The organism is Pseudomonas sp. TE24901 (assembly GCF_054058375.1).
Genome location: NZ_JBSSAF010000008.1, coordinates 201,938 through 222,199 on the forward strand (window position 1 = coordinate 201,938; position 20,262 = coordinate 222,199).

The window sequence follows — 20,262 nt, forward strand, 5'->3', positions numbered from 1 at the left end:
AACCGTCCTGCGGAGGCTTTATGCCTATTTCTAAGGAAATTAGATTGTGTGCTGTTAGGTGCATACCCCTACTCAATATGAGGTGGATATGACTAGCAAAGAAAAAAAACTTAGCAACCCGTTCTCAACTGGAAATGGTGGCGGCCATTTTGAGTCGCACGTTCAGGCGTCTTTTGTGGCTCTAATGCTGACTGGGGGGTATGCGCCATGTTTACCTTGCAAACCAATCAGCAAAATTAAGCTTCAGGGGAAGTTTTCTGGGTACAGTACCGACGATTTGATCGTTTTTACTCAAGGGGGCGGTGGTGCAGGCGAACACAAATTACTTGGTCAAGTAAAACATTTCATCACGATAACGGATGGAGATCCGGTGTTTGGCGAGGTGATTCAGTCAGCGTGGAGTGACTTCAATAATGAAGAGCTTTTCAATAGGCGCAGCGACGTTATAGCTCTTATTACAGGTCCATTGAGTGCTACTGATACGGGGGATGTTCGAACAATTCTAGACTGGGCGAGGCATGCGGAGAACTCTAAAGAGTTTTTTGAAAAGGTAGAATTGGCGCATTTTAGTAGTGCTACGAAGAGAGCAAAGCTGCAAGCATTTAGGTTGCATTTGAAGGCGGCTAATAATGATGTTGATTTAACTCAGGAGGAGGTTTTTGAGTTTCTTCGTCGTTTTCATTTGCTGGGCTATGATCTTGATATTAAAGCGGGAGTTACTCTTGCGCTACTTCATTCCCTGATAGGGTTGTATTCAGCTGATAATGTTGAGTCTACTTGGGCGAGGCTTGTGGGAGAAGTTCAGTCGGCGAATCAAAATGCCGGAACTATATTGGTTGATAATTTGCCAGAGGATCTTCTGGCAATATTCAGGCAGCGGAAAATTGAGGAAATACCGCCGTCGTTGGCGGTACCGCGCTCACCAAAGCCTGCTGCACTCGTGCAGGATCATGAGCAACTGGTCTCATTGGCTGTTGCCGCTCTGCTTGGCGGATGGAATGAGAGCAATGAGTGCGACCTTGAGATAGTACGGGGGTTAGTTGATGAATTTTAATGTCTGGATTGCCAATCTTAGATTATTGGTTCAAGAGCAAGAAACTCCTCTAAAAATACGCAATGGTCGCTGGGAGGTTGTGGACCGGAAGGCGCTTTGGAAAAGCGTAGGAGGCAGGGTTTTTGATGCTCATTTAGAAAAACTAAAATATAGCTTTAAAGACATTCTTTCAGAAATTGATCCTCAGTTTGAGTTGGATAGTGAAGATCGTCCGTCTGCTATGGTTTTTGGAAAAACCCTACGGTATTCGACAGATTTAAGGCGTGGAATTTCTGAAACATTAGCGCTTTTGGGGACGGAAGGTGCAGCTCTCACCAACTGCTCTCAGCACAAGCCAGAGAGTATTGCTGTTAATGTTATTCATGACCTATTAGGTCAGGCAGATTGGCGCTTGTGGGGGAGTTTGAATGATTTGCTGCCAAATATCGCTGAGGCGGCCCCAAATGAGTTTCTGAGTTGCGTAGAAAACTCCTTACGATGTCCGAATGCTCCATTTATGAAGCTGTTCTCCGAGGGAGGAGGGGGGCTTGGTGGCAGGAATTACATGACAGGTCTTCTTTGGGCTTTGGAAGCTCTGGGATGGACCGAAGAGAACTTTATGCGTGTGGTTGTAATTTTGGCTGAGTTAGCCTCTATCGACCCGGGTGGTAACCACGGTAACAGACCCATAAACTCTCTAAAGACAATTATTTTACCTTGGTTTCCCCAAACTATGGCTGATGCTGAAAAGCGGATCGTTTCGGTGAAGGCTGTAAAGGAAGAGTTTCCAGAAATTGCATGGAATGTGTTGAAAGGTTTATTGCCGAGTCAGCATCAGACGTCAACTGGTACTTATAAGCCTCGGTGGCTTGAAGTTGTTCCAGACGATTGGGAACCAAAAGTTTCTAGTCAAGAGTATCGAAGTCAAGTTGCAGTGTATGCAGAAATGGCGGTCGAGATGTCCTTATTTAATTTAGAACGACTCAAGGAGCTAGTGAAAAACTTAGATAACCTGCCGCCGCCGTCTTTCGATCGTTTTTTAGCTCACCTCTCCTCAGCTGCTATTCGTGGGCTTTCAGAACCTCAACGTCTGACAATTTGGAGTACATTAAATGAATTCGTGGCGAAACATCGCCGCTTCTCTGACATGGAATGGTCTTTGGATGAAGAGGTTGTATCCAAGGTTGATGAGGTAGCAGGTTGTCTTGCTCCAATTAGTAAAGATGTTTTGTATCGTCGGCTTTTTAGTGCGAGAGACTTCGATCTTTATGAGGAAAGAGGAGATTGGGAGGGGCAGCGGAAAAAGCTTGAGGTGCGGAGAAAGCAAGCAGTAAAAGAAATACTCAATGATTATGGTGTCCAAGGGGTTGTGAGCTTTTTAGAATCTGTTGAAGCTCCTAATTTGGTTGGCTGGGCGTTAGGTGTTGTCGCTGGTGCTGAGGTTGATGAAGGGCTATTTCCAGATTTTCTAACGACCGAAAATAATAGCTACAAGAAATTTATCGAGGGCTACATTTGGAGCAAATATTTTTTAGGTAAGGACGTCTGGGTTGAGGGCCTCGATCGTAAAGCCTGGGCAGCTGAACAAGTTTGTCAGTTTCTAATGTACTTACCCTTTGAGTCAACTACTTGGGTTCTCGTAGATCGATGGCTAGGCACGGAAAAAGATAAATATTGGCAGGCTGTTCCCGTAAATCCTTATCCGACTGAAAGTGATTTATTAGTGGCTGTCGATAATTTGTTAAGGGTTTCTCGCCCTCAACAAGCTTTAGAGTGTCTTAGTGCCAGGCTTCATAAGCATCTTCCATTTGATAGTAAGCGGACAGCCGTAGCTCTCATTGCGGCGGTTAAGAAGGATTCATCAAGTGGTATGGATTCGTACAATATTACAGAACTTATCAAAGCCTTACAGAGTGACCCAGCAACAGATCCTAATGATCTGTTCCGTGTTGAGTGGGCTTACCTACCAATGCTTGGCGCTCATAGTGAAGCAAGGCCAAAACTGCTTCAGGAAAAGTTAGCTACTCAGCCAGATTTTTTCTGTGAGTTGATTAGCCTTGTTTATAGATCGAAAAAAGATCAAGACGACGATGTCGAAGAGTTAAGCGATCAGGCGAAAGCAATTGCTACTAATGCGTGGCGCCTTCTGCATGAGTGGAAATGGCCTCCAGGTTTGCAAAGCGATAATAGTTTTTCCGCTGCGGAGTTTGATAGCTGGTTTAATAGTGTTAAAGCAAAATGTCTTGAGTCGGGCCATCTCGAAGTTGCATTGATGAAGCTTGGTGAGGTGTTGTTTTACTGTCCTTCCGATGCCAGTGGGCTTTGGATAGTAGAGAGTGTTGCTAAAATTTTGAACTCTCGGGATGGGGAGCCGATCAGAAGTGGGTTTTGTACAGAGGTTTTTAATTCTAGAGGTGCTCATTGGGTTGATCCAACTGGTAGTCCAGAGAGAGAGCTGGCTAACCATTGGCGCGAGAAAGCAAATGCTGTGGAAGATGCAGGTTATCCTCGGTTTGCTGCTTCACTTCGAGAGCTTGCAGGGTCATATGATCGACATGCAGAGCGAATCATAAAACAGCAGGAGGAGAGATCTTAGTTTGAAAAAATAAGGGCCTTTTTAGACTCTGATTAATTAGTTGATAAGAGGTGTTGTCATTAAAGTGAGGTGTTGTCGTATTTTTGTTGGCATGGATAATTTTCACTAGGGTGTTGCTATGTCCACTACAAAGCCTTTTTATTGCGAGTAATTTCTTTCGTGGAAGCAGAAATCGGGGGGAGCAATTAGTGCTCCAAGTATTTGCTCTATTATGGCACCGCCGTCATAGTGATTTTCAGCAATAATTTCAGAGTCCTCCCATGTGATGGTATCGATTATCGACTCATTCATTCCTCCTCTCCTCTCGCTCGGCGTTACATAGAGTCGTTTAGCGACACCAAGCGGGTTTTGGGGTTGGGCACCCGCACGCTTTGGTGCATGATGCAAGGTAGCCAACAGACCGAGATGACTCATGCTGGACGAGCTACTTCGCCGGGTAAGCAATCACACCCCCCATACACTGGAGACTGACGGGCGTTTCCCCGAGGCCGCCGTGCTGGTGCCGATTACCCGCAGTGACGAACCTGAGCTGATCCTGACCCTGCGCGCCAGCGGCCTGTCGACCCATGGTGGCGAAGTGGCGTTCCCTGGCGGGCGGCGTGACCCCGAAGACCCGGACCTGATCTTCACCGCGCTGCGCGAAGCCGAAGAAGAAATCGGCCTGCCGCCCGGGCTGGTCGAGGTGATCGGCCCCTTGAGTCCTCTGATTTCCCTGCACGGTATCCGCGTGACGCCGTATGTGGGCGTGATCCCCGATTACGTCGAATACCTGGCCAATGATGCCGAAATCGCGGCCGTTTTCAGCGTGCCATTGGATTTTTTCCGGCAGGACCCGCGCGAACATACCCATCGCATCGATTACCAGGGCCGCAGTTGGTACGTGCCCAGTTATCGGTTCGGCGAATACAAGATCTGGGGGCTGACGGCAATCATGATCGTCGAGCTGATCAACCTGCTCTATGACGATGCCAAGATCAGCCTGCACCAGCCGCCCAAGAGCTTCATCAATATCTAAGCCATCGCTTGAATGGCCAGCCGTGAGGAAAAACCATGAAATACCGCCTGGGCGACGCCCGCGTCGAGACTCATCCACAGAGCTGGGTGGCACCGAATGCCACGCTGGTGGGCAAGGTCAAGCTGGAGGAGGGCGCCAACGTCTGGTTCAACGCGGTATTGCGTGGCGACAATGAACTGATCCTGATCGGCAAAAACAGCAACGTGCAGGATGGCAGCGTAATGCACACCGACATGGGCTACCCGCTGACCCTGGGCACCGGCGTGACCATCGGCCATAACGCCATGCTGCACGGTTGCACCGTCGACGACTACAGCCTGATCGGCATCAACGCGGTGATCCTCAACGGCGCCAAGATCGGCAAACACTGCATCATCGGCGCCAATTCGCTGATCGGCGAAGGCAAGGAAATCCCTGACGGTTCGCTGGTGATGGGCTCGCCGGGCAAAGTGGTGCGTGAGCTGACTGATGCGCAAAAACGCATGTTGGAAGCGAGTGCTGCGCACTATGTGCACAACTCGCAGCGCTATGCGCGTGACCTGGCTGAGCAGCAAGAATGAACCCGATTGAACGCCCCGTCGCCTCGCCGTGCGTGAGCATTTGCGCCTTGGATGACGACGACATCTGCACGGGTTGCCAGCGTACGGTGGATGAGATCACGCGCTGGAGCCGCATGGACAACGCCGAGCGCCGGGTGGTGTTGGGGTTGTGTCATGAGCGGGCGAAGGCGAGTGGGTTGGTGTGGATGATTCCTGGGAAATCGGGCGCCTGATAGATCGCTATCGCAGGCAAGCCAGCTCCCACATTGTTCGATGCCAGGCAAGGCAACTCGGTCAACTGTGGGAGCTGGCTTGCCTGCGATGAGGCCCGCCCGGACGACATATTTCTAATTGTGAAGTACCCTGTGCGGCATCACCCACAGGCCCACACTCCCATGCTCTTCCTGATCGCCTACATCAGCAGCGTCGTGCTGATCAACTTCGCCTTCTCCACCGCTCCGCACCTGGACGTCATCTGGTCCGCCTGGGGTGGCCTGGTCTTTATCCTGCGGGACATGGTGCAAACCCGCTTCGGCCACGGCGCAATCGTCGCGATGCTGGCGGCGCTGGTGCTGTCGTATGTCACGTCCGACCCGGCCATTGCCCTGGCCAGCGCCACGGCCTTCGCCGTGTCCGAGTGCATCGACTGGCTGGTGTTCAGCATCACCAAGCGCCCGCTCCACGACCGCCTGTGGATAAGTTCTGCGCTGAGCATTCCCCTCGACACCTTTATCTTCTTCGGCCTGATCGGCGCGCTGACGCCTGCGGTGGCCGGTACTGCATTGGTGTCCAAATTCGCCGGGGTCACGGTGGTGTGGCTGGTCATGGCCTGGCGTATCCGCAAGCGGGCCCTCGCCAACTGAGGCCAATTCCTACAGTTCATGTAAAATGCCGGCCTTTCTCCCAATGATCCGCTCCCCTGAGGACCTGAGATGACCCGAATCGGAACTCCATTGTCGCCAACCGCGACCCGCGTTTTGCTGTGTGGCTGCGGTGAGCTGGGCAAGGAAGTGGTAATCGAACTGCAACGCCTGGGCGTTGAAGTGATTGCTGTGGATCGCTACGCCAACGCGCCGGCCATGCAGGTGGCGCACCGTAGCCACGTGATCAACATGCTCGACGGCGCCGCCCTGCGTGCCGTGATCGAAGCCGAGAAGCCGCACTTCATCGTGCCGGAAATCGAAGCCATCGCCACCGCCACCCTGGTGGAACTGGAAGCCGAAGGCTTCACCGTGATCCCGACCGCCCGCGCCACTTCGCTGACCATGAACCGCGAAGGCATCCGCCGCCTGGCCGCCGAAGAACTGGACCTGCCGACGTCGCCGTACCACTTCGCCGACACCTTCGAAGACTACAGCAAGGCCGTGAAAGACCTGGGCTTCCCGTGTGTGGTCAAACCGGTGATGAGTTCGTCGGGCAAGGGCCAGAGCCTGCTGCGCAGTGTCGACGGTGTGCAAAAAGCCTGGGACTACGCCCAGGAAGGCGGCCGTGCCGGTAAAGGCCGGGTGATCATCGAAGGCTTTATCGACTTCGACTACGAAATCACCCTGCTGACCGTGCGCCACATCGGCGGCACCACTTTCTGCGCGCCGGTTGGCCACCGTCAGGAGAAGGGCGACTACCAGGAATCCTGGCAGCCTCAGGCCATGAGCCCGATTGCCCTGGCTGAGTCCGAGCGCGTTGCCAAGGCGGTGACTGAAGCTTTGGGTGGCCGTGGCCTGTTCGGCGTGGAACTGTTCATCAAAGGCGACCAGGTGTGGTTCAGCGAAGTGTCGCCGCGCCCCCATGACACCGGCTTGGTGACTCTTATTTCCCAGGACCTGTCGCAGTTCGCCCTGCATGCACGTGCCATCCTCGGCTTGCCGATCCCATTGATCCGTCAGTTCGGGCCTTCGGCCTCGGCGGTGATCCTGGTGGAAGGTCAGTCGACCCAGACCGCGTTCGCCAACCTGGGGGCAGCCTTGAGCGAGCCGGACACGGCGTTGCGCCTGTTTGGCAAACCGGAAGTCAATGGTCAGCGCCGCATGGGTGTGGCGTTGGCGCGGGATGAGTCGATTGAAGCGGCTCGGGCTAAAGCGACCCGTGCTTCGAAGGCTGTCGTCGTAGAGCTGTAACCGAGTCGCGCCCTTCGCGAGCAAGCCCGCTCCCACAGTTGACCGCATTTATCCAATAGGAATGCGGTCGAATGTGGGAGCGGGCTTGCTCGCGAAGGCGGCCTATCAGGCCACTTTGTTCAAATCGTTGTTACGCGTTTCTTTCAGGCACAACACAGCTATCAAGCTGAGCAACGCGGCCGCCGACACATACCCACCGACATAACTCAGCCCACCCATCGCCACCAGCTTGGTCGCGAAGAACGGTGCCGCCGAGGCTCCCACGATCCCACCCAGGTTATACGCCGCCGAAGCGCCGGTATAACGCACGCGGGTCGGGAACAGTTCCGGCAGCAGGGCGCCCATCGGCGCGAAGGTCACGCCCATCAGGAACAGCTCCAGCGCCAGGAACAGGGCAACTGCCCAGGTGGTGCCATGGGTCAGCAGCGGCTCCATGGTAAAGCCCGACAGAATCGCCAGGACCGCCCCGACGATCAGCACCGGCTTGCGCCCATAGCGATCACTGGCCAAGGCGGCGAGCGGTGTCGCCAGGCCCATGAACAACACGGCAAAGCACAGCAGGCCGAGGAAGGTCTCGCGGCTGTAGCCCAGTGTCGACACGCCGTAGCTCAGGGAAAACGCGGTGGTGATGTAGAACAGCGCATAACACACCACCATCGATGCCGCGCCCAGCAAGACCGGCAGCCAATGCTGGCTGAGCAGTTCCACCAGCGGCACCTTCACCGGGGCTTCGTTGGCGACGGCATTGGCGAACACCGGGGTCTCATGCAGCTTCAGGCGTGCATACAGGCCGACCATCACCAGTGCGGCGCTGAGGATGAACGGAATGCGCCAGCCCCAGCTGCGGAACTGCTCATCGCTCATGCTCATGGCCAGGATCAGGAACAGGCCGTTGGCCGCCAGAAACCCAATCGATGGGCCCAGTTGCGGGAACATGCCGAACCAGGCGCGTTTGCCCTTGGGGGCATTCTCGGTGGCCAGCAGCGCCGCGCCGCCCCATTCGCCACCCAGGCCCAGGCCCTGGCCGAAGCGCAGCACGCACAACAGGATCGGCGCCCAGGCCCCGATGCTGTCATAGCCGGGCAGCAAGCCGATCAGCGTTGTACACACGCCCATCAGCAGCAATGACGCCACCAGCGTGGATTTACGCCCGATGCGGTCGCCGAAGTGACCGAACAGCGCCGAACCCAGGGGGCGGGCGATGAAGGCGATGCCGAAGGTCAGGAAAGACGCGAGCATCTGCGCCGTGCCGGATGTCTGCGGGAAGAACACCGGGCCGATCACCAGCGCGGCGGCGGTGGCGTAGATGTAGAAGTCGTAGAACTCGATGGCGGTGCCGACGATGCTCGCCGTGGCGACCCGTGCGGTCGAGTTGCTCGGGGCGGCGGTAGCAGCCTCTTTGTAGGTGGTGCTCATGCGGGTATCCCTGATGGTCAGTGCGCGTTTGGACGCGGATTGTTATTGGTCGAACACCCATGGATCAGGGTTGTGCGCGGAGCGGCTCGGGATGGGAGCAAACACCGGTCAGACACGGTAAGGCAGTGCCTGGACACGCTGGGTGCGGGTAGCACGCGGTCGGGCGGGGCTCTGGTAAGCCGCAGCGATTATAGGAAGGGGTTTGAACATACAACAAGTGGGCTGACACGCCGCAAGGCAAAATGTGGGAGCGGGCTTGCTCGCGAAAGCATTGGGTCAGTCAGCTCATTTTCAACTGATCCACCGCTTTCGCGAGCAAGCCCGCTCTCACATGGATAATGTGTTTAGGCAGCAGCTTATGCGGCGACGGGCATCCGGCTGGTGTGCCAGATCAGCACCTTGCTCACCCGGTTGTCCTCGGTCTCGAGGATTTCCAGGCGGTAGCGGCCGATCTTCAGGCACACCGCGCAGTCGGGGATGGTCTCCAGCGCTTCGGTGACCAGCCCGTTGAGGGTCTTGGGGCCATCGCTGGGCAGGTGCCAGCCCAGGCTTTTGTTCAGTTCACGGATCGAGGCGGCGCCGTCGATGATGTAGCGGCCGTCGGGTTGCGCTTCGATGTGCGGGTTGTCTGCACTCTGCTCGCTTTCGAATTCGCCGACGATTTCTTCGAGGATGTCTTCCAGGGTGACGATGCCCAGCACTTCGCCGTATTCGTCCACCACCATGCCCAGGCGTCGTTGCTGCTTGTGGAAGTTGAGCAATTGCAGTTGCAGCGGGGTGCTTTCCGGCACGAAGTAGGGTTCGTGGCACGCCGCGAGCAACGCCTCTTTGGTCAGGCTGGCATCCGGCAGCAAGTGCTGGATCTGCCGGGTGTTGAGCACCGCTTCGACCTGGTTGATGTCGCTGTGGAACACCGGCAGGCGCGTGCGCTGGGAGGTGCGCAGTTGTTCGATGATGTCCTCGACCGAGTCGTCCAGGTTGATGCCGTCCACTTCGCTGCGCGGCACCAGGATGTCATTGACGGTGATGTTATCCAGGGCATGGATACCGGGCATGCCGGGAGTGCGGCCCGCATCGGCTTCGGGTTCCGGCTCGTCGTCATGCTCGGGCAGCGGCTCGTCGCTCTTTTTCACCACGCCGGAGGTGCGCGTGAACGGGCGCAGCAACAATAGGCTGATGCCATTGAGCAGCCAGGCCAAGGGATAAAGGATTTTCAGCGGTACGCCCAGCAGTGTATTGCCGAAACCCAGCACCGCTTGCGGGTGGCGGGTGGCCAGGGTGCGCGGCAGGTAGTCGGCGAGGATCAGCAGGATCGCGCAGGAGATCAGCCAACCGAGCCACGGGCCGTTCTGGGCCCAGGCGTAGATAGCCAGCAGGGTGCAGAGAATCACCACGGCGGCGCGGCACAGGCTGTTGCACAAGATCAGGCTGTTGCGCGGAAAGCTCAGGCGGGCGGCGGCCTTGTCGCCCTGGCGTGTACCGGGGCGCAGCGCCAGCAGGTGCTGCTGTGCGGCTTCGATGGCAGTAAAAAGCGCAGCCCATAACACCAGCAAGGCAATTACGGCGAGCATCGGCCCAAGGGGCAAGTTGTCCATGATCGCTGCCCGTCAGATATGCAGGATGTATTCGCGAACCAGCTTGCTGCCGAAATAGGCCAGCATCAGCAGGCAGAAACCGGCCAGGGTCCAGCGGATCGCCTTGTGCCCACGCCAGCCGAGACGGTTGCGGCCCCACAGCAGCACGCTGAACACCACCCAGGCCAGGCACGCCAGCAGGGTCTTGTGCACCAGGTGCTGGGCGAACAGGTTTTCGACGAACAGCCAGCCGGAGATCAACGACAGCGACAGCAGCGTCCAGCCGGCCCACAGGAAACCGAACAGCAGGCTTTCCATGGTTTGCAGCGGTGGGAAATTCTTGATCAGCCCGGACGGGTGTTTGTTTTTGAGCTGGTGGTCCTGCAGCAGCAGGAGCAGCGCCTGGAACACCGCGATGGTGAACATGCCATAGGCGAGGATCGACAGCAGGATGTGGGCGAGGATGCCCGGTTCTTCATCGATGACCTGCACGGTGCCGGTCGGGGTGAAGTGCGCCAGCAGTACCGTCAGCATGCCCAGCGGGAATAGCAGCACCAGCAGGTTCTCGACGGGAATGCGGTAGCAGGCCAGCAAGGTCAGCGCGATGACGGCGGCAGCGATCAGGCTGGCGGCGCTGAAAAAGTCCAGGCCCAGGCCGACCGGTGTCATCAGGTGGGTGAACAGGCTCGTGGCATGGGCCAGCAGGGCGAGGACGCCAAGGCCCACCAGCAGACGTTTGTCCGCTTTGGTGCCTTGGGCCAGACGAGTGCCCTGATAGAGGGTCGCAGCGGCGTACAGAATGGCGGCGGCGAGGCTGGGTAGCAAACTGGGTGACAAGGGGACCATAAATCCTGATAGACAAGCCCGAAAGGCGCTGAGTTTGGCATACCCCTGCGTTCCACGAAAGACTCCCGGGCCAGACAGCGGGTGTGCACCGACGCAGTCTTCGCTATAATCCGCGACCTGCCCACGCCGCAGGCTCGCCGAGCGCTGTTTTTAATAGCGATTTACCACAGCCTGGGCCGCCATTACCTCGGTCTATGATAGGGCCTGAAAGGATCGCGCATGTTTGAAAATCTGACTGACCGTCTCTCGCAGACGCTGCGCCATGTCACCGGCAAGGCCAAGCTGACCGAGGACAATATTAAAGACACCCTGCGCGAAGTGCGCATGGCGTTGCTGGAAGCCGACGTGGCCTTGCCTGTGGTCAAGGACTTCGTCAACTCGGTCAAAGAGCGCGCGGTGGGCACCGAAGTGTCCCGCAGCCTGACCCCGGGCCAGGCCTTTGTGAAGATCGTCCAGGCCGAACTCGAAAGCCTGATGGGCGCAGCGAACGAAGACCTGAACCTCAGCGCCGTGCCACCGGCCGTCGTATTGATGGCCGGTCTGCAAGGTGCGGGTAAGACCACCACCGCCGGCAAGCTGGCGCGCTTCCTTAAAGAGCGCAAGAAGAAGTCCGTGATGGTGGTGTCGGCTGACGTCTACCGTCCGGCCGCGATCAAGCAGCTGGAAATGCTGGCAGGCGAAGTGGGTGTGACCTTCTTCCCGTCCGACCTGAGCCAGAAGCCGGTCGACATCGCCAACGCTGCTATTAAAGAAGCCAAGCTCAAGTTCATCGACGTGGTCATCGTCGATACCGCCGGTCGCCTGCACATCGACGAAGAGATGATGGGCGAGATCAAGGCGCTGCATGCCGCGATCAACCCGGTCGAGACGCTGTTCGTGGTCGACGCCATGACCGGCCAGGATGCGGCCAACACCGCCAAGGCGTTTGGTGATGCGCTGCCGCTGACCGGTGTGATCCTGACCAAGGTCGACGGCGATGCCCGTGGCGGTGCGGCGCTGTCGGTACGTGCCATCACCGGCAAGCCAATCAAGTTCATCGGTATGGGCGAGAAGAGCGAAGCGCTCGAGCCGTTCCACCCTGAGCGTATTGCTTCGCGCATCCTCGGCATGGGCGACGTGCTCAGCCTGATCGAGCAGGCCGAAGCCACGCTCGACAAAGACAAGGCCGACAAGCTGGCCAAGAAGCTGAAGAAGGGCAAGGGCTTCGACCTCGAAGACTTCCGCGACCAGCTGCAACAAATGAAGAACATGGGCGGCCTCGGCGGCCTGATGGACAAACTGCCGAACATCGGCGGTGTGAATCTGGCGCAGATGGGCAATGCCCAAGGCGCGGCAGAGAAGCAGTTCAAGCAGATGGAAGCCATCATCAACTCCATGACCCCGGCCGAGCGCCGCGACCCTGAGCTGATCAGCGGTTCGCGCAAACGTCGGATCGCCATGGGCTCCGGCACCCAGGTGCAGGACATCGGTCGCTTGATCAAGCAACACAAGCAGATGCAGAAGATGATGAAGAAATTCTCTGCCAAAGGCGGCATGGCCAAGATGATGCGCGGCATGGGCGGTATGTTGCCCGGCGGCGGCATGCCCAAGATGTAAAGAATTCGAGCGCAAGCCCGCTTGTGCTCCGACCCACAGGGATGTGGGATCTCCAGCAAACCCGCCGTTGGCGGGCGCTGACTCGCCGTTTTAACCGACGGCTCTATAGCAGATCTGAATGGCACGCCGATAGGCGCCAGAAAAAGACATTTGCAAAAGTCCGGATATTCCTTAGAATATGCGGCCTTTCGGGCACCTATGCCCGCTGTGCATTTAGATTTGCAGCACCGACTACAGGAACGATGTTCACATGCTAACAATCCGTCTTGCCCTTGGCGGCTCCAAAAAGCGCCCGTTTTACCACTTGACCGTAACTGACAGCCGCAACCCACGTGACGGCTCTCACAAGGAACAAGTTGGCTTCTTCAACCCGATCGCTCGTGGTCAAGAAGTTCGTCTGTCCGTGAACCAAGAGCGCGTAGCCTACTGGCTGAGCGTTGGTGCACAACCTTCTGAGCGCGTTGCTCAGTTGCTGAAGGACGCTTCTAAGGCTGCGGCCTGAGCGATATGAACGCGACGCCAGCTGTTGCTGATGATTTGATCGTTATCGGCAAGATTTATTCTGTTCATGGCGTTCGCGGCGAAGTGAAGGTGTATTCCTTTACTGATCCGACTGAAAACCTGTTGCAGTACAAGACCTGGACGCTCAAGCGCGAAGGTAGTGTGAAACAGGTCGAGCTGGTCAGTGGACGCGGGAGCGACAAGTTCCTGGTCGCAAAGCTCAAGGGTCTTGATGATCGTGAAGAAGCTCGTCTTCTGGCTGGTTATGAGATCTGCGTGCCACGCAACCTGTTCCCTGAATTGACCGACGGCGAGTACTACTGGTACCAGCTGGAAGGTCTGAAGGTTATCGATCAACTGGGGCAATTGCTCGGGAAAATCGATCATCTTCTGGAAACCGGCGCCAATGATGTAATGGTGGTCAAGCCTTGCGCTGGCAGCCTGGATGATCGCGAACGCCTGTTGCCGTATACCGAGCAATGCGTGTTGGCCGTCGACCTGGCCGCGGGCGAGATGAAGGTGGAATGGGACGCGGACTTCTAAGCGTGGCTAATTTGCGCATTGAAGTGATCAGTTTGTTTCCCGAGATGTTTTCCGCCATCAGCGAGTACGGCATCACCAGTCGGGCGGTGAAACAGGGGCTCTTGCAGCTCACCTGTTGGAACCCGCGAGACTACACGACGGATCGACATCACACTGTGGACGATCGCCCATTTGGCGGTGGCCCGGGCATGGTGATGAAGATCAAGCCCCTGGAAGACGCGTTGGTTCAGGCCAAGGCTGCTGCCGGGGAGAAGGCGAAGGTAATTTACCTGTCCCCTCAAGGTCGTCAGCTGAAACAGGCGGCGGTACGCGAACTGGCGAATGAGGAAGCACTGATCCTGATTGCCGGTCGCTATGAAGGCATTGACGAGCGGTTTATTGAAGCTCATGTCGATGAAGAGTGGTCGATTGGGGACTATGTCCTGTCTGGCGGCGAGCTGCCGGCGATGGTCCTGATAGATGCGGTTACACGACTGCTGCCTGGAGCTTTAGGGCATGCGGACTCCGCGGAGGAAGATTCCTTCACGGATGGTTTGCTGGATTGCCCGCACTACACCCGACCGGAGGTGTATGCGGATCAGCGTGTTCCCGACGTATTGCTAAGTGGCAATCACGCACACATCCGGCGTTGGCGTTTACAGCAGTCCCTTGGTCGGACCTATGAACGACGCGCCGATCTTCTGGAAAGCCGCTCGCTTTCTGGAGAAGAGAAGAAGCTGCTCGAGGAATACATCCTCGCGCGGGACGATAGTTAACAACGTATCGATGGTAGGTCCATTGACTTACCTTAGGAGCACAGCATGACTAACAAAATCATCCTTGCACTCGAAGCAGAGCAGATGACCAAAGAGATCCCTACCTTTGCCCCGGGCGACACCATTGTCGTTCAGGTGAAAGTGAAGGAAGGCGACCGTTCGCGTCTGCAAGCGTTCGAAGGCGTGGTAATCGCCAAGCGTAACCGTGGTGTGAACAGTGCTTTCACTGTTCGTAAAATCTCCAACGGTGTTGGCGTAGAGCGTACTTTCCAGACCTACAGCCCGCAAATCGACAGCATGGCCGTCAAGCGTCGCGGTGACGTACGTAAAGCCAAGCTGTACTACCTGCGTGACCTGTCCGGTAAAGCAGCTCGCATCAAGGAAAAACTGGCTTAAGTCCAGCTTCCCGATGCAGAAAAAAGCAGCCTACGGGCTGCTTTTTTGTGCCTGAAATTTGTCTAGTCCCGGTATTTGTTTATGACCACCCGCCTTGAAGAAGTCCAGCGCCGCACCGACCTGTCCGTCACCCATGTGACCAAGGCCGTGTTCCCGCCGACCACCAACCACCACAACACCCTGTTCGGCGGCACCGCCCTGGCCTGGATGGACGAAGTGTCGTTCATTACCGCCACGCGTTTTTGCCGGTTGCCGTTGGTGACCGTGTCTACCGACCGTATCGACTTCAACCACGCGATCCCTGCCGGCTCCATCGTTGAGCTGATCGGCCGGGTGATCAAGGTCGGCAACACCAGCCTCAAGGTTGAAGTGGAAGTGTTTGTTGAGAGTATGAGTGCCGACGGTCGCGAGAAGGCGATCCAGGGGGTGTTCAGCTTTGTGGCCATCGATGCCGACAAGCGGCCGGTGCCGGTGCTGCCTGGGTTTGTAGACTGATCCTGGACCGAGCCGCGGCCATCGCAGGCAAGCCAGCTCCCACATTTGATCGGTGTCGGGCACATATCAGCGCCCTGACACAAAACCCCTGTGGGAGCTGGCTTGCCTGCGATAGGATCTAACAGACACTACAGAAAACTGCCTGAGCTCCCATGCCCGCCATTGACCACCCTTTGATCGACCGTTTCCTAGACGCCCTCTGGCTGGAAAAAGGCCTGTCCGACAACACCCGCCAGGCCTACCGCAGCGACCTGGCCTTGTTCAACGGCTGGCTGCAGGAAAAGAACCTCGAACTGGTCAACGCAGGCCGCGAGCTGATCCTCGATCACCTGGCCTGGCGCCTGGAGCAGAACTACAAACCCCGCTCCACTGCGCGATTCCTCTCAGGTGTGCGTGGCTTCTATCGCTATTTGTTGCGAGAAAAGCTGATCGCCCTCGACCCCACCCTGCAGGTCGATATGCCGCAGCTCGGCAGGCCGCTGCCCAAATCCCTGTCGGAAGCCGATGTGGACGCTTTGCTCGCTGCCCCCGACCTGAGCGAAGCCATCGGCCAACGTGATCGCGCCATGCTCGAAGTGCTCTACGCCTGCGGCCTGCGCGTCACCGAGCTGATCAGCCTGACTCTGGAGCAAGTCAACTTGCGCCAGGGCGTATTGCGGGTGATGGGCAAGGGCAGCAAGGAGCGTTTGGTGCCGATGGGCGAGGAGGCGATTGTTTGGGTGGAGCGCTATATGCGGGAGGCACGTAGCGAACTGCTGGGAGGACGCCCCAGTGATGTACTGTTTCCAAGCCTGCGCGGCGAGCAGATGACGCGCCAGACCTTCTGGCACCGCATCAAGCACCAGGCCAAGGTCGCCGGGATCGGCAAGGCACTGTCGCCCCACACGTTGCGCCATGCCTTTGCCACGCATTTGCTCAACCACGGTGCGGATTTACGTGTGGTCCAGATGCTGCTGGGCCACAGCGATTTATCCACAACCCAGATCTATACCCACGTGGCCCGTGCACGTTTGCAGGATATGCACGCCAAACATCACCCGCGAGGCTGAAAACCGCCAATTTATCCCGTCACGGGCTGCCCTGCGGCCCAACTGTGGTAGGCTTTGCCGGTTAGCAAAGGGGACGGCCCATGCCCGGGTTTCCACATCGGCGCGACTGCTTCCGTCCCTGCATCTGCCTTCAGGAGTTCCCATGCGCTTGACCCAGATTATTGCCGCCGCAGCCATTGCGTTGGTTTCCACCTTTGCGTTCGCCGATGACGCCGCCGAGCAGACCATTCGCAAGAGCCTGGCCAACCTGCAGCTCGACACCCCGATCGAAAGCATCAGCGCCAGCCCCATGGCCGGTCTGTATGAAGTCAAGCTCAAGGGCAGCCGTGTGCTGTACGCCAGTGCCGACGGCCAGTACATCGTCCAGGGCTACCTGTTCCAGTTGAAGGACGGCAAGCCGGTCAACCTGACCGAGAAAGCCGAGCGCCTGGGCGTGTCCAAGCTGATCAACGGCATTCCGGTGGCTGAAACCGTGGTTTACCCGGCCATTGGCGAGACCAAGACCCACATCACCGTGTTCACCGACACCACCTGCCCGTACTGCCACAAGCTGCACGCCGAAGTGCCTGCGCTGAACAAGCTGGGCGTGGAAGTGCGCTACGTAGCATTCCCGCGCCAGGGCCTGGGCTCGCCGGGTGATGAGCAGCTGCAAGCCGTGTGGTGCTCGGCCGACAAGAAGGCCGCCATGGACAAGATGGTCGATGGCAAGGAAATCAAGGCAGCCAAATGCGCCAACCCGGTTTCCAAGCAGTTCGCCCTGGGCCAGTCCATTGGCGTGAACGGTACACCGGCCATCGTTTTGGCGGACGGCCAAGTGATTCCGGGCTACCAGCCGGCACCACAAGTTGCCAAACTGGCGCTGAGTGCCAAATAAACCAGCATCGTCGAACCTTTGACGATCATGGCCCGCTGATGAGTCGGCGGGCCACTAATTGAAAGCCGCAGTCGTGCGGCTGTTTTCCACGGCCGACCTAGCGTCGGCCGTTTCATGGGGAGTTCTTCAGTGAAACCGGTCAAAGTAGGCATCTGTGGGTTAGGGACCGTCGGTGGCGGCACCTTTAACGTACTTCAGCGTAACGCTGAGGAAATTTCCCGCCGTGCAGGTCGCGGGATTGAAGTGGCACAAATTGCCACACGTTCGCCAAAGCCTCAGTTCGAAACGACCGGTATTGCGATTACCAACGATGTGTTCGCCGTTGCCACCAACCCTGAGATCGATATCGTCATCGAACTGGTCGGCGGTTATACCGTGGCCCGTGAGTTGGTGCTCAAGGCCATCGAGAACGGCAAGCACGTGGTCACCGCCAACAAGGCGCTGATCGCCGTGCACGGCAACGAGATCTTCGCCAAGGCCCGCGAGAAGGGCGTGATCGTGGCGTTCGAAGCCGCCGTGGCCGGTGGCATCCCGGTGATCAAGGCGATCCGTGAAGGCCTGTCCGCCAACCGTATCAACTGGGTGGCCGGTATCATCAACGGCACCGGTAACTTCATCCTCACCGAAATGCGCGAGAAGGGCCGTACCTTCGAAGACGTGCTGGCCGAAGCCCAGGCCCTGGGTTACGCCGAAGCCGACCCGACCTTCGACGTGGAAGGCATCGACGCTGCGCACAAGCTGACCATCCTGGCCTCCATCGCCTTTGGTATTCCGCTGCAGTTCGACAAGGCCTACACCGAAGGCATCACCAAACTGACCACTGCCGATGTGAACTACGCCGAAGCGCTGGGCTACCGGATCAAGCACCTGGGCGTGGCGCGCAGCACACCGGCGGGTATCGAACTGCGTGTGCACCCGACGCTGATCCCGGCCGACCGCCTGATCGCCAACGTCAATGGCGTGATGAACGCGGTGATGGTCAACGGTGATGCGGCAGGTTCGACCCTGTTCTACGGCGCCGGCGCCGGCATGGAGCCAACGGCTTCCTCGGTCATCGCCGACCTGGTGGACGTGGTCCGTGCCATGACCAGCGACCCGGAAAACCGCGTGCCACACCTGGCCTTCCAGCCGGACTCGCTGTCGGCCCATCCGATCCTGCCGATCGAAGCCTGCGAGAGCGCCTACTACCTGCGCATCCAGGCCCAGGATCACCCGGGCGTGTTGGCCCAGGTGGCCAGCATCCTGTCGGAGCGTGGTATCAACATCGAATCGATCATGCAGAAGGAAGTCGAGGAGCAAAACGGCCAGGTGCCGATGATCCTGCTGACCCACCGCGTGCTCGAGCAGCACATCAACGACGCCATCGCCGCCCTGGAAGCCCTGCAAGGCGTGGTCGGCCCGGTGGTGCGGATCCGCGTCGAACACCTGAACTAATGGTTTTGCTGCAAGGGCCCCGCAGGTTCGGCGGCCCTTGTTCAAGAATGCTCTAGAGGAGCCAGTCATGCGTTATATCAGCACCCGCGGCCAGGCACCGGCCCTGAATTTCGAAGACGTCCTGCTGGCAGGTCTTGCCACTGATGGCGGCCTGTACGTGCCGGAAAACCTGCCACGCTTTACCCAGGAAGAAATCGCTTCCTGGGCCGGCCTGCCGTACCACGAGCTGGCGTTCCGGGTGATGCGCCCGTTCGTCACCGGCAGCATTCCGGATGCAGACTTCAAGAAGATCCTGGAAGAGACCTACGGCGTGTTCTCCCACAACGCCATCGCGCCTCTGCGCCAGCTGAACGGCAACGAGTGGGTGCTGGAACTGTTCCACGGCCCGACCCTGGCGTTCAAGGACTTCGCCCTGCAACTGCTCGGTCGCCTGCTGGACTACGTGCTGCAAAAACGTGGCGAGCGCGTGGTGATCATCGGTGCTACCTCCGGTGATACCGGCTCGGCCGCCATCGAAGGCTGCAAGCACTGCGAAAACGTCGACATCTTCATCCTGCACCCGCACCAGCGCGTGTCGGAAGTACAGCGTCGCCAGATGACCACCATCTTTGGTGAGAACATCCACAACATCGCCATCGAAGGCAACTTCGATGACTGCCAGGAAATGGTCAAGAACAGCTTCGCTGACCAGAGCTTCCTGAAGGGCACGCGACTGGTAGCGGTGAACTCGATCAACTGGGCGCGGATCATGGCCCAGATTGTCTACTACTTCCACGCCTCCCTGCAGTTGGGCGGCCCGGCGCGTTCGGTGTCGTTCTCGGTGCCAACCGGCAACTTCGGTGACATCTTCGCCGGCTACCTGGCGCGCAACATGGGCCTGCCGATCAACCAGTTGATCGTCGCCACCAACCGCAATGACATCCTGCACCGCTTCATGACCGGCAACCAGTACGTCAAGGAAACCCTGCACGCCACGCTGTCGCCGTCCATGGACATCATGGTCTCGTCGAACTTCGAACGCCTGCTGTTCGACATGCACGGTCGCAACGGTGCGGCCATTGCCGGCTTGATGGACACCTTCAAGAGCGGCGGCGGTTTCAGCGTGGACGAAGAACGCTGGACCGAAACCCGCAAGCTGTTCGACTCCCTGGCCGTCGACGATGCACAGACCTGCGAAACCATCGCAGAAGTCTATGCCCAGACCGGCGAGCTGCTCGACCCGCACACCGCCATCGGTGTGAAGGCCGCGCGCGAATGCCGTCGCAGCCTGGATATCCCGATGGTGATCCTGGGCACTGCGCACCCGGTGAAATTCCCGGAGGCCGTGGAGAAAGCCGGCGTTGGCAAGGCACTGGAATTGCCGGTGCACCTGGCTGACCTGTTCGAGCGCGAAGAGCGCTGCACAGTGCTGGCCAATGACCTGAAGGCGGTGCAGGCATTTGTGAGCCAGCATGGCAACCGGGGCAAGCCGCTGTAAGGCAAGCCG

The 20,262-nt window shown here is 57.8% G+C and carries 20 protein-coding genes; 17 read left to right on the forward strand and 3 right to left on the reverse strand.

Going from position 1 to position 20,262, the window contains the following annotated elements:
- The first annotated feature begins 88 nt into the window (after positions 1–88).
- From ACVWVP_RS17875 to purT, 7 genes are all read left to right on the forward strand, one after another.
- A complete protein-coding gene (locus ACVWVP_RS17875) occupies positions 89–1,054 on the forward strand; it encodes a hypothetical protein (protein WP_457407464.1) in 966 nt (321 codons plus the stop codon).
- Entirely contained in the window at positions 1,044–3,629 is a 2,586-nt protein-coding gene (locus ACVWVP_RS17880) for a hypothetical protein (RefSeq protein ID WP_457407466.1), read from the forward strand. Before ACVWVP_RS17875 ends, ACVWVP_RS17880 begins: the two co-directional genes overlap by 11 nt.
- A gap of 412 nt (positions 3,630–4,041) precedes the next feature.
- Positions 4,042–4,644 carry a CoA pyrophosphatase gene (locus tag ACVWVP_RS17885; protein WP_016971944.1) on the forward strand — a complete coding sequence of 201 codons (603 nt, stop codon included), beginning with the start codon at positions 4,042–4,044 and terminating at the stop codon, positions 4,642–4,644.
- Between the two features lie 35 nt (positions 4,645–4,679).
- On the forward strand, positions 4,680–5,204 hold the full coding sequence (locus ACVWVP_RS17890; RefSeq protein ID WP_178921665.1) for a gamma carbonic anhydrase family protein: 525 nt from the start codon (positions 4,680–4,682) through the stop codon (positions 5,202–5,204).
- Complete coding sequence (locus ACVWVP_RS17895; RefSeq protein ID WP_178921668.1) at positions 5,201–5,416, forward strand: DUF1289 domain-containing protein; 216 nt, start codon at positions 5,201–5,203, stop codon at positions 5,414–5,416. The genes ACVWVP_RS17890 and ACVWVP_RS17895 overlap by 4 nt, the downstream gene beginning before the upstream one ends.
- A gap of 162 nt (positions 5,417–5,578) precedes the next feature.
- Complete coding sequence (locus ACVWVP_RS17900) at positions 5,579–6,046, forward strand: VUT family protein (RefSeq protein ID WP_178921670.1); 468 nt, start codon at positions 5,579–5,581, stop codon at positions 6,044–6,046.
- A 69-nt stretch (positions 6,047–6,115) separates the two neighbouring features.
- Entirely contained in the window at positions 6,116–7,297 is a 1,182-nt protein-coding gene (gene purT / locus ACVWVP_RS17905; RefSeq protein ID WP_457407470.1) for a formate-dependent phosphoribosylglycinamide formyltransferase, read from the forward strand.
- Positions 7,298–7,402: 105 nt separating this feature from the next.
- On the opposite strand, the gene ACVWVP_RS17910 is transcribed toward purT, so the two are convergent.
- The 3 genes from ACVWVP_RS17910 to ACVWVP_RS17920 all read right to left on the reverse strand — a co-directional run bounded on the left by ACVWVP_RS17910 (position 7,403) and on the right by ACVWVP_RS17920 (position 11,133).
- Entirely contained in the window at positions 7,403–8,713 is a 1,311-nt protein-coding gene (locus ACVWVP_RS17910; RefSeq protein ID WP_457407472.1) for an MFS transporter, read from the reverse strand.
- 356 nt (positions 8,714–9,069) lie between these two features.
- Positions 9,070–10,308: a transporter associated domain-containing protein gene (locus tag ACVWVP_RS17915; RefSeq protein ID WP_178921675.1), complete on the reverse strand. Its 1,239-nt coding sequence runs from the start codon at positions 10,306–10,308 to the stop codon at positions 9,070–9,072.
- Between the two features lie 12 nt (positions 10,309–10,320).
- A complete protein-coding gene (locus tag ACVWVP_RS17920; protein WP_372339912.1) occupies positions 10,321–11,133 on the reverse strand; it encodes a cytochrome C assembly family protein in 813 nt (270 codons plus the stop codon).
- Between the two features lie 219 nt (positions 11,134–11,352).
- On the opposite strand from ACVWVP_RS17920, the gene ffh reads away from it, so the two are divergent.
- The 10 genes from ffh to thrC all read left to right on the forward strand — a co-directional run bounded on the left by ffh (position 11,353) and on the right by thrC (position 20,253).
- Positions 11,353–12,729 carry a signal recognition particle protein gene (gene ffh / locus ACVWVP_RS17925; RefSeq protein ID WP_003193965.1) on the forward strand — a complete coding sequence of 459 codons (1,377 nt, stop codon included), beginning with the start codon at positions 11,353–11,355 and terminating at the stop codon, positions 12,727–12,729.
- Between the two features lie 250 nt (positions 12,730–12,979).
- Positions 12,980–13,231: a 30S ribosomal protein S16 gene (rpsP, locus tag ACVWVP_RS17930; protein WP_003209587.1), complete on the forward strand. Its 252-nt coding sequence runs from the start codon at positions 12,980–12,982 to the stop codon at positions 13,229–13,231.
- Between the two features lie 5 nt (positions 13,232–13,236).
- A complete protein-coding gene (gene rimM, locus ACVWVP_RS17935; protein ID WP_003175898.1) occupies positions 13,237–13,773 on the forward strand; it encodes a ribosome maturation factor RimM in 537 nt (178 codons plus the stop codon).
- Positions 13,755–14,528, forward strand: a complete 774-nt coding sequence (gene trmD, locus ACVWVP_RS17940; protein ID WP_024077235.1) for a tRNA (guanosine(37)-N1)-methyltransferase TrmD — start codon at positions 13,755–13,757, stop codon at positions 14,526–14,528. The genes rimM and trmD overlap by 19 nt, the downstream gene beginning before the upstream one ends.
- Before the next feature lie 45 nt (positions 14,529–14,573).
- Positions 14,574–14,924 carry a 50S ribosomal protein L19 gene (rplS, locus tag ACVWVP_RS17945; protein ID WP_003175895.1) on the forward strand — a complete coding sequence of 117 codons (351 nt, stop codon included), beginning with the start codon at positions 14,574–14,576 and terminating at the stop codon, positions 14,922–14,924.
- Positions 14,925–15,005: 81 nt separating this feature from the next.
- Positions 15,006–15,419 carry an acyl-CoA thioesterase gene (locus ACVWVP_RS17950; protein ID WP_457407475.1) on the forward strand — a complete coding sequence of 138 codons (414 nt, stop codon included), beginning with the start codon at positions 15,006–15,008 and terminating at the stop codon, positions 15,417–15,419.
- A gap of 152 nt (positions 15,420–15,571) precedes the next feature.
- Complete coding sequence (gene xerD, locus ACVWVP_RS17955; RefSeq protein ID WP_259174677.1) at positions 15,572–16,468, forward strand: site-specific tyrosine recombinase XerD; 897 nt, start codon at positions 15,572–15,574, stop codon at positions 16,466–16,468.
- A gap of 142 nt (positions 16,469–16,610) precedes the next feature.
- Positions 16,611–17,342 (forward strand): thioredoxin fold domain-containing protein, encoded by a 732-nt coding sequence (locus tag ACVWVP_RS17960; protein ID WP_010207987.1) that lies wholly within the window; start codon positions 16,611–16,613, stop codon positions 17,340–17,342.
- Between the two features lie 129 nt (positions 17,343–17,471).
- The gene (locus ACVWVP_RS17965; protein WP_010207988.1) at positions 17,472–18,776 is read left to right on the forward strand and encodes a homoserine dehydrogenase; all 1,305 of its coding nucleotides are present in this window, start codon (positions 17,472–17,474) and stop codon (positions 18,774–18,776) included.
- 67 nt (positions 18,777–18,843) lie between these two features.
- Positions 18,844–20,253: a threonine synthase gene (gene thrC, locus ACVWVP_RS17970; protein WP_457407477.1), complete on the forward strand. Its 1,410-nt coding sequence runs from the start codon at positions 18,844–18,846 to the stop codon at positions 20,251–20,253.
- The last annotated feature ends 9 nt before the right edge of the window (positions 20,254–20,262 follow it).

Excerpts from the sequence above, each read along its gene's own strand:
- rplS (WP_003175895.1), top strand. The coding sequence starts at position 14,574 with ATGACTAACAAAATCATCCTTGCACTCGAAGCAGAGCAGATGACCAAA.
- xerD (WP_259174677.1), top strand. The coding sequence starts at position 15,572 with ATGCCCGCCATTGACCACCCTTTGATCGACCGTTTCCTAGACGCCCTC.
- ACVWVP_RS17900 (WP_178921670.1), top strand. The coding sequence starts at position 5,579 with ATGCTCTTCCTGATCGCCTACATCAGCAGCGTCGTGCTGATCAACTTC.
- ACVWVP_RS17950 (WP_457407475.1), top strand. The coding sequence starts at position 15,006 with ATGACCACCCGCCTTGAAGAAGTCCAGCGCCGCACCGACCTGTCCGTC.
- rimM (WP_003175898.1), top strand. The coding sequence starts at position 13,237 with ATGAACGCGACGCCAGCTGTTGCTGATGATTTGATCGTTATCGGCAAG.
- purT (WP_457407470.1), top strand. The coding sequence starts at position 6,116 with ATGACCCGAATCGGAACTCCATTGTCGCCAACCGCGACCCGCGTTTTG.
- ACVWVP_RS17920 (WP_372339912.1), bottom strand. The coding sequence starts at position 11,133 with ATGGTCCCCTTGTCACCCAGTTTGCTACCCAGCCTCGCCGCCGCCATT.
- thrC (WP_457407477.1), top strand. The coding sequence starts at position 18,844 with ATGCGTTATATCAGCACCCGCGGCCAGGCACCGGCCCTGAATTTCGAA.
- ffh (WP_003193965.1), top strand. The coding sequence starts at position 11,353 with ATGTTTGAAAATCTGACTGACCGTCTCTCGCAGACGCTGCGCCATGTC.
- ACVWVP_RS17960 (WP_010207987.1), top strand. The coding sequence starts at position 16,611 with ATGCGCTTGACCCAGATTATTGCCGCCGCAGCCATTGCGTTGGTTTCC.
- ACVWVP_RS17890 (WP_178921665.1), top strand. The coding sequence starts at position 4,680 with ATGAAATACCGCCTGGGCGACGCCCGCGTCGAGACTCATCCACAGAGC.
- ACVWVP_RS17915 (WP_178921675.1), bottom strand. The coding sequence starts at position 10,308 with ATGGACAACTTGCCCCTTGGGCCGATGCTCGCCGTAATTGCCTTGCTG.
- ACVWVP_RS17885 (WP_016971944.1), top strand. The coding sequence starts at position 4,042 with ATGCTGGACGAGCTACTTCGCCGGGTAAGCAATCACACCCCCCATACA.
- ACVWVP_RS17910 (WP_457407472.1), bottom strand. The coding sequence starts at position 8,713 with ATGAGCACCACCTACAAAGAGGCTGCTACCGCCGCCCCGAGCAACTCG.
- ACVWVP_RS17875 (WP_457407464.1), top strand. The coding sequence starts at position 89 with ATGACTAGCAAAGAAAAAAAACTTAGCAACCCGTTCTCAACTGGAAAT.
- rpsP (WP_003209587.1), top strand. The coding sequence starts at position 12,980 with ATGCTAACAATCCGTCTTGCCCTTGGCGGCTCCAAAAAGCGCCCGTTT.
- trmD (WP_024077235.1), top strand. The coding sequence starts at position 13,755 with ATGGGACGCGGACTTCTAAGCGTGGCTAATTTGCGCATTGAAGTGATC.
- ACVWVP_RS17895 (WP_178921668.1), top strand. The coding sequence starts at position 5,201 with ATGAACCCGATTGAACGCCCCGTCGCCTCGCCGTGCGTGAGCATTTGC.
- ACVWVP_RS17880 (WP_457407466.1), top strand. The coding sequence starts at position 1,044 with ATGAATTTTAATGTCTGGATTGCCAATCTTAGATTATTGGTTCAAGAG.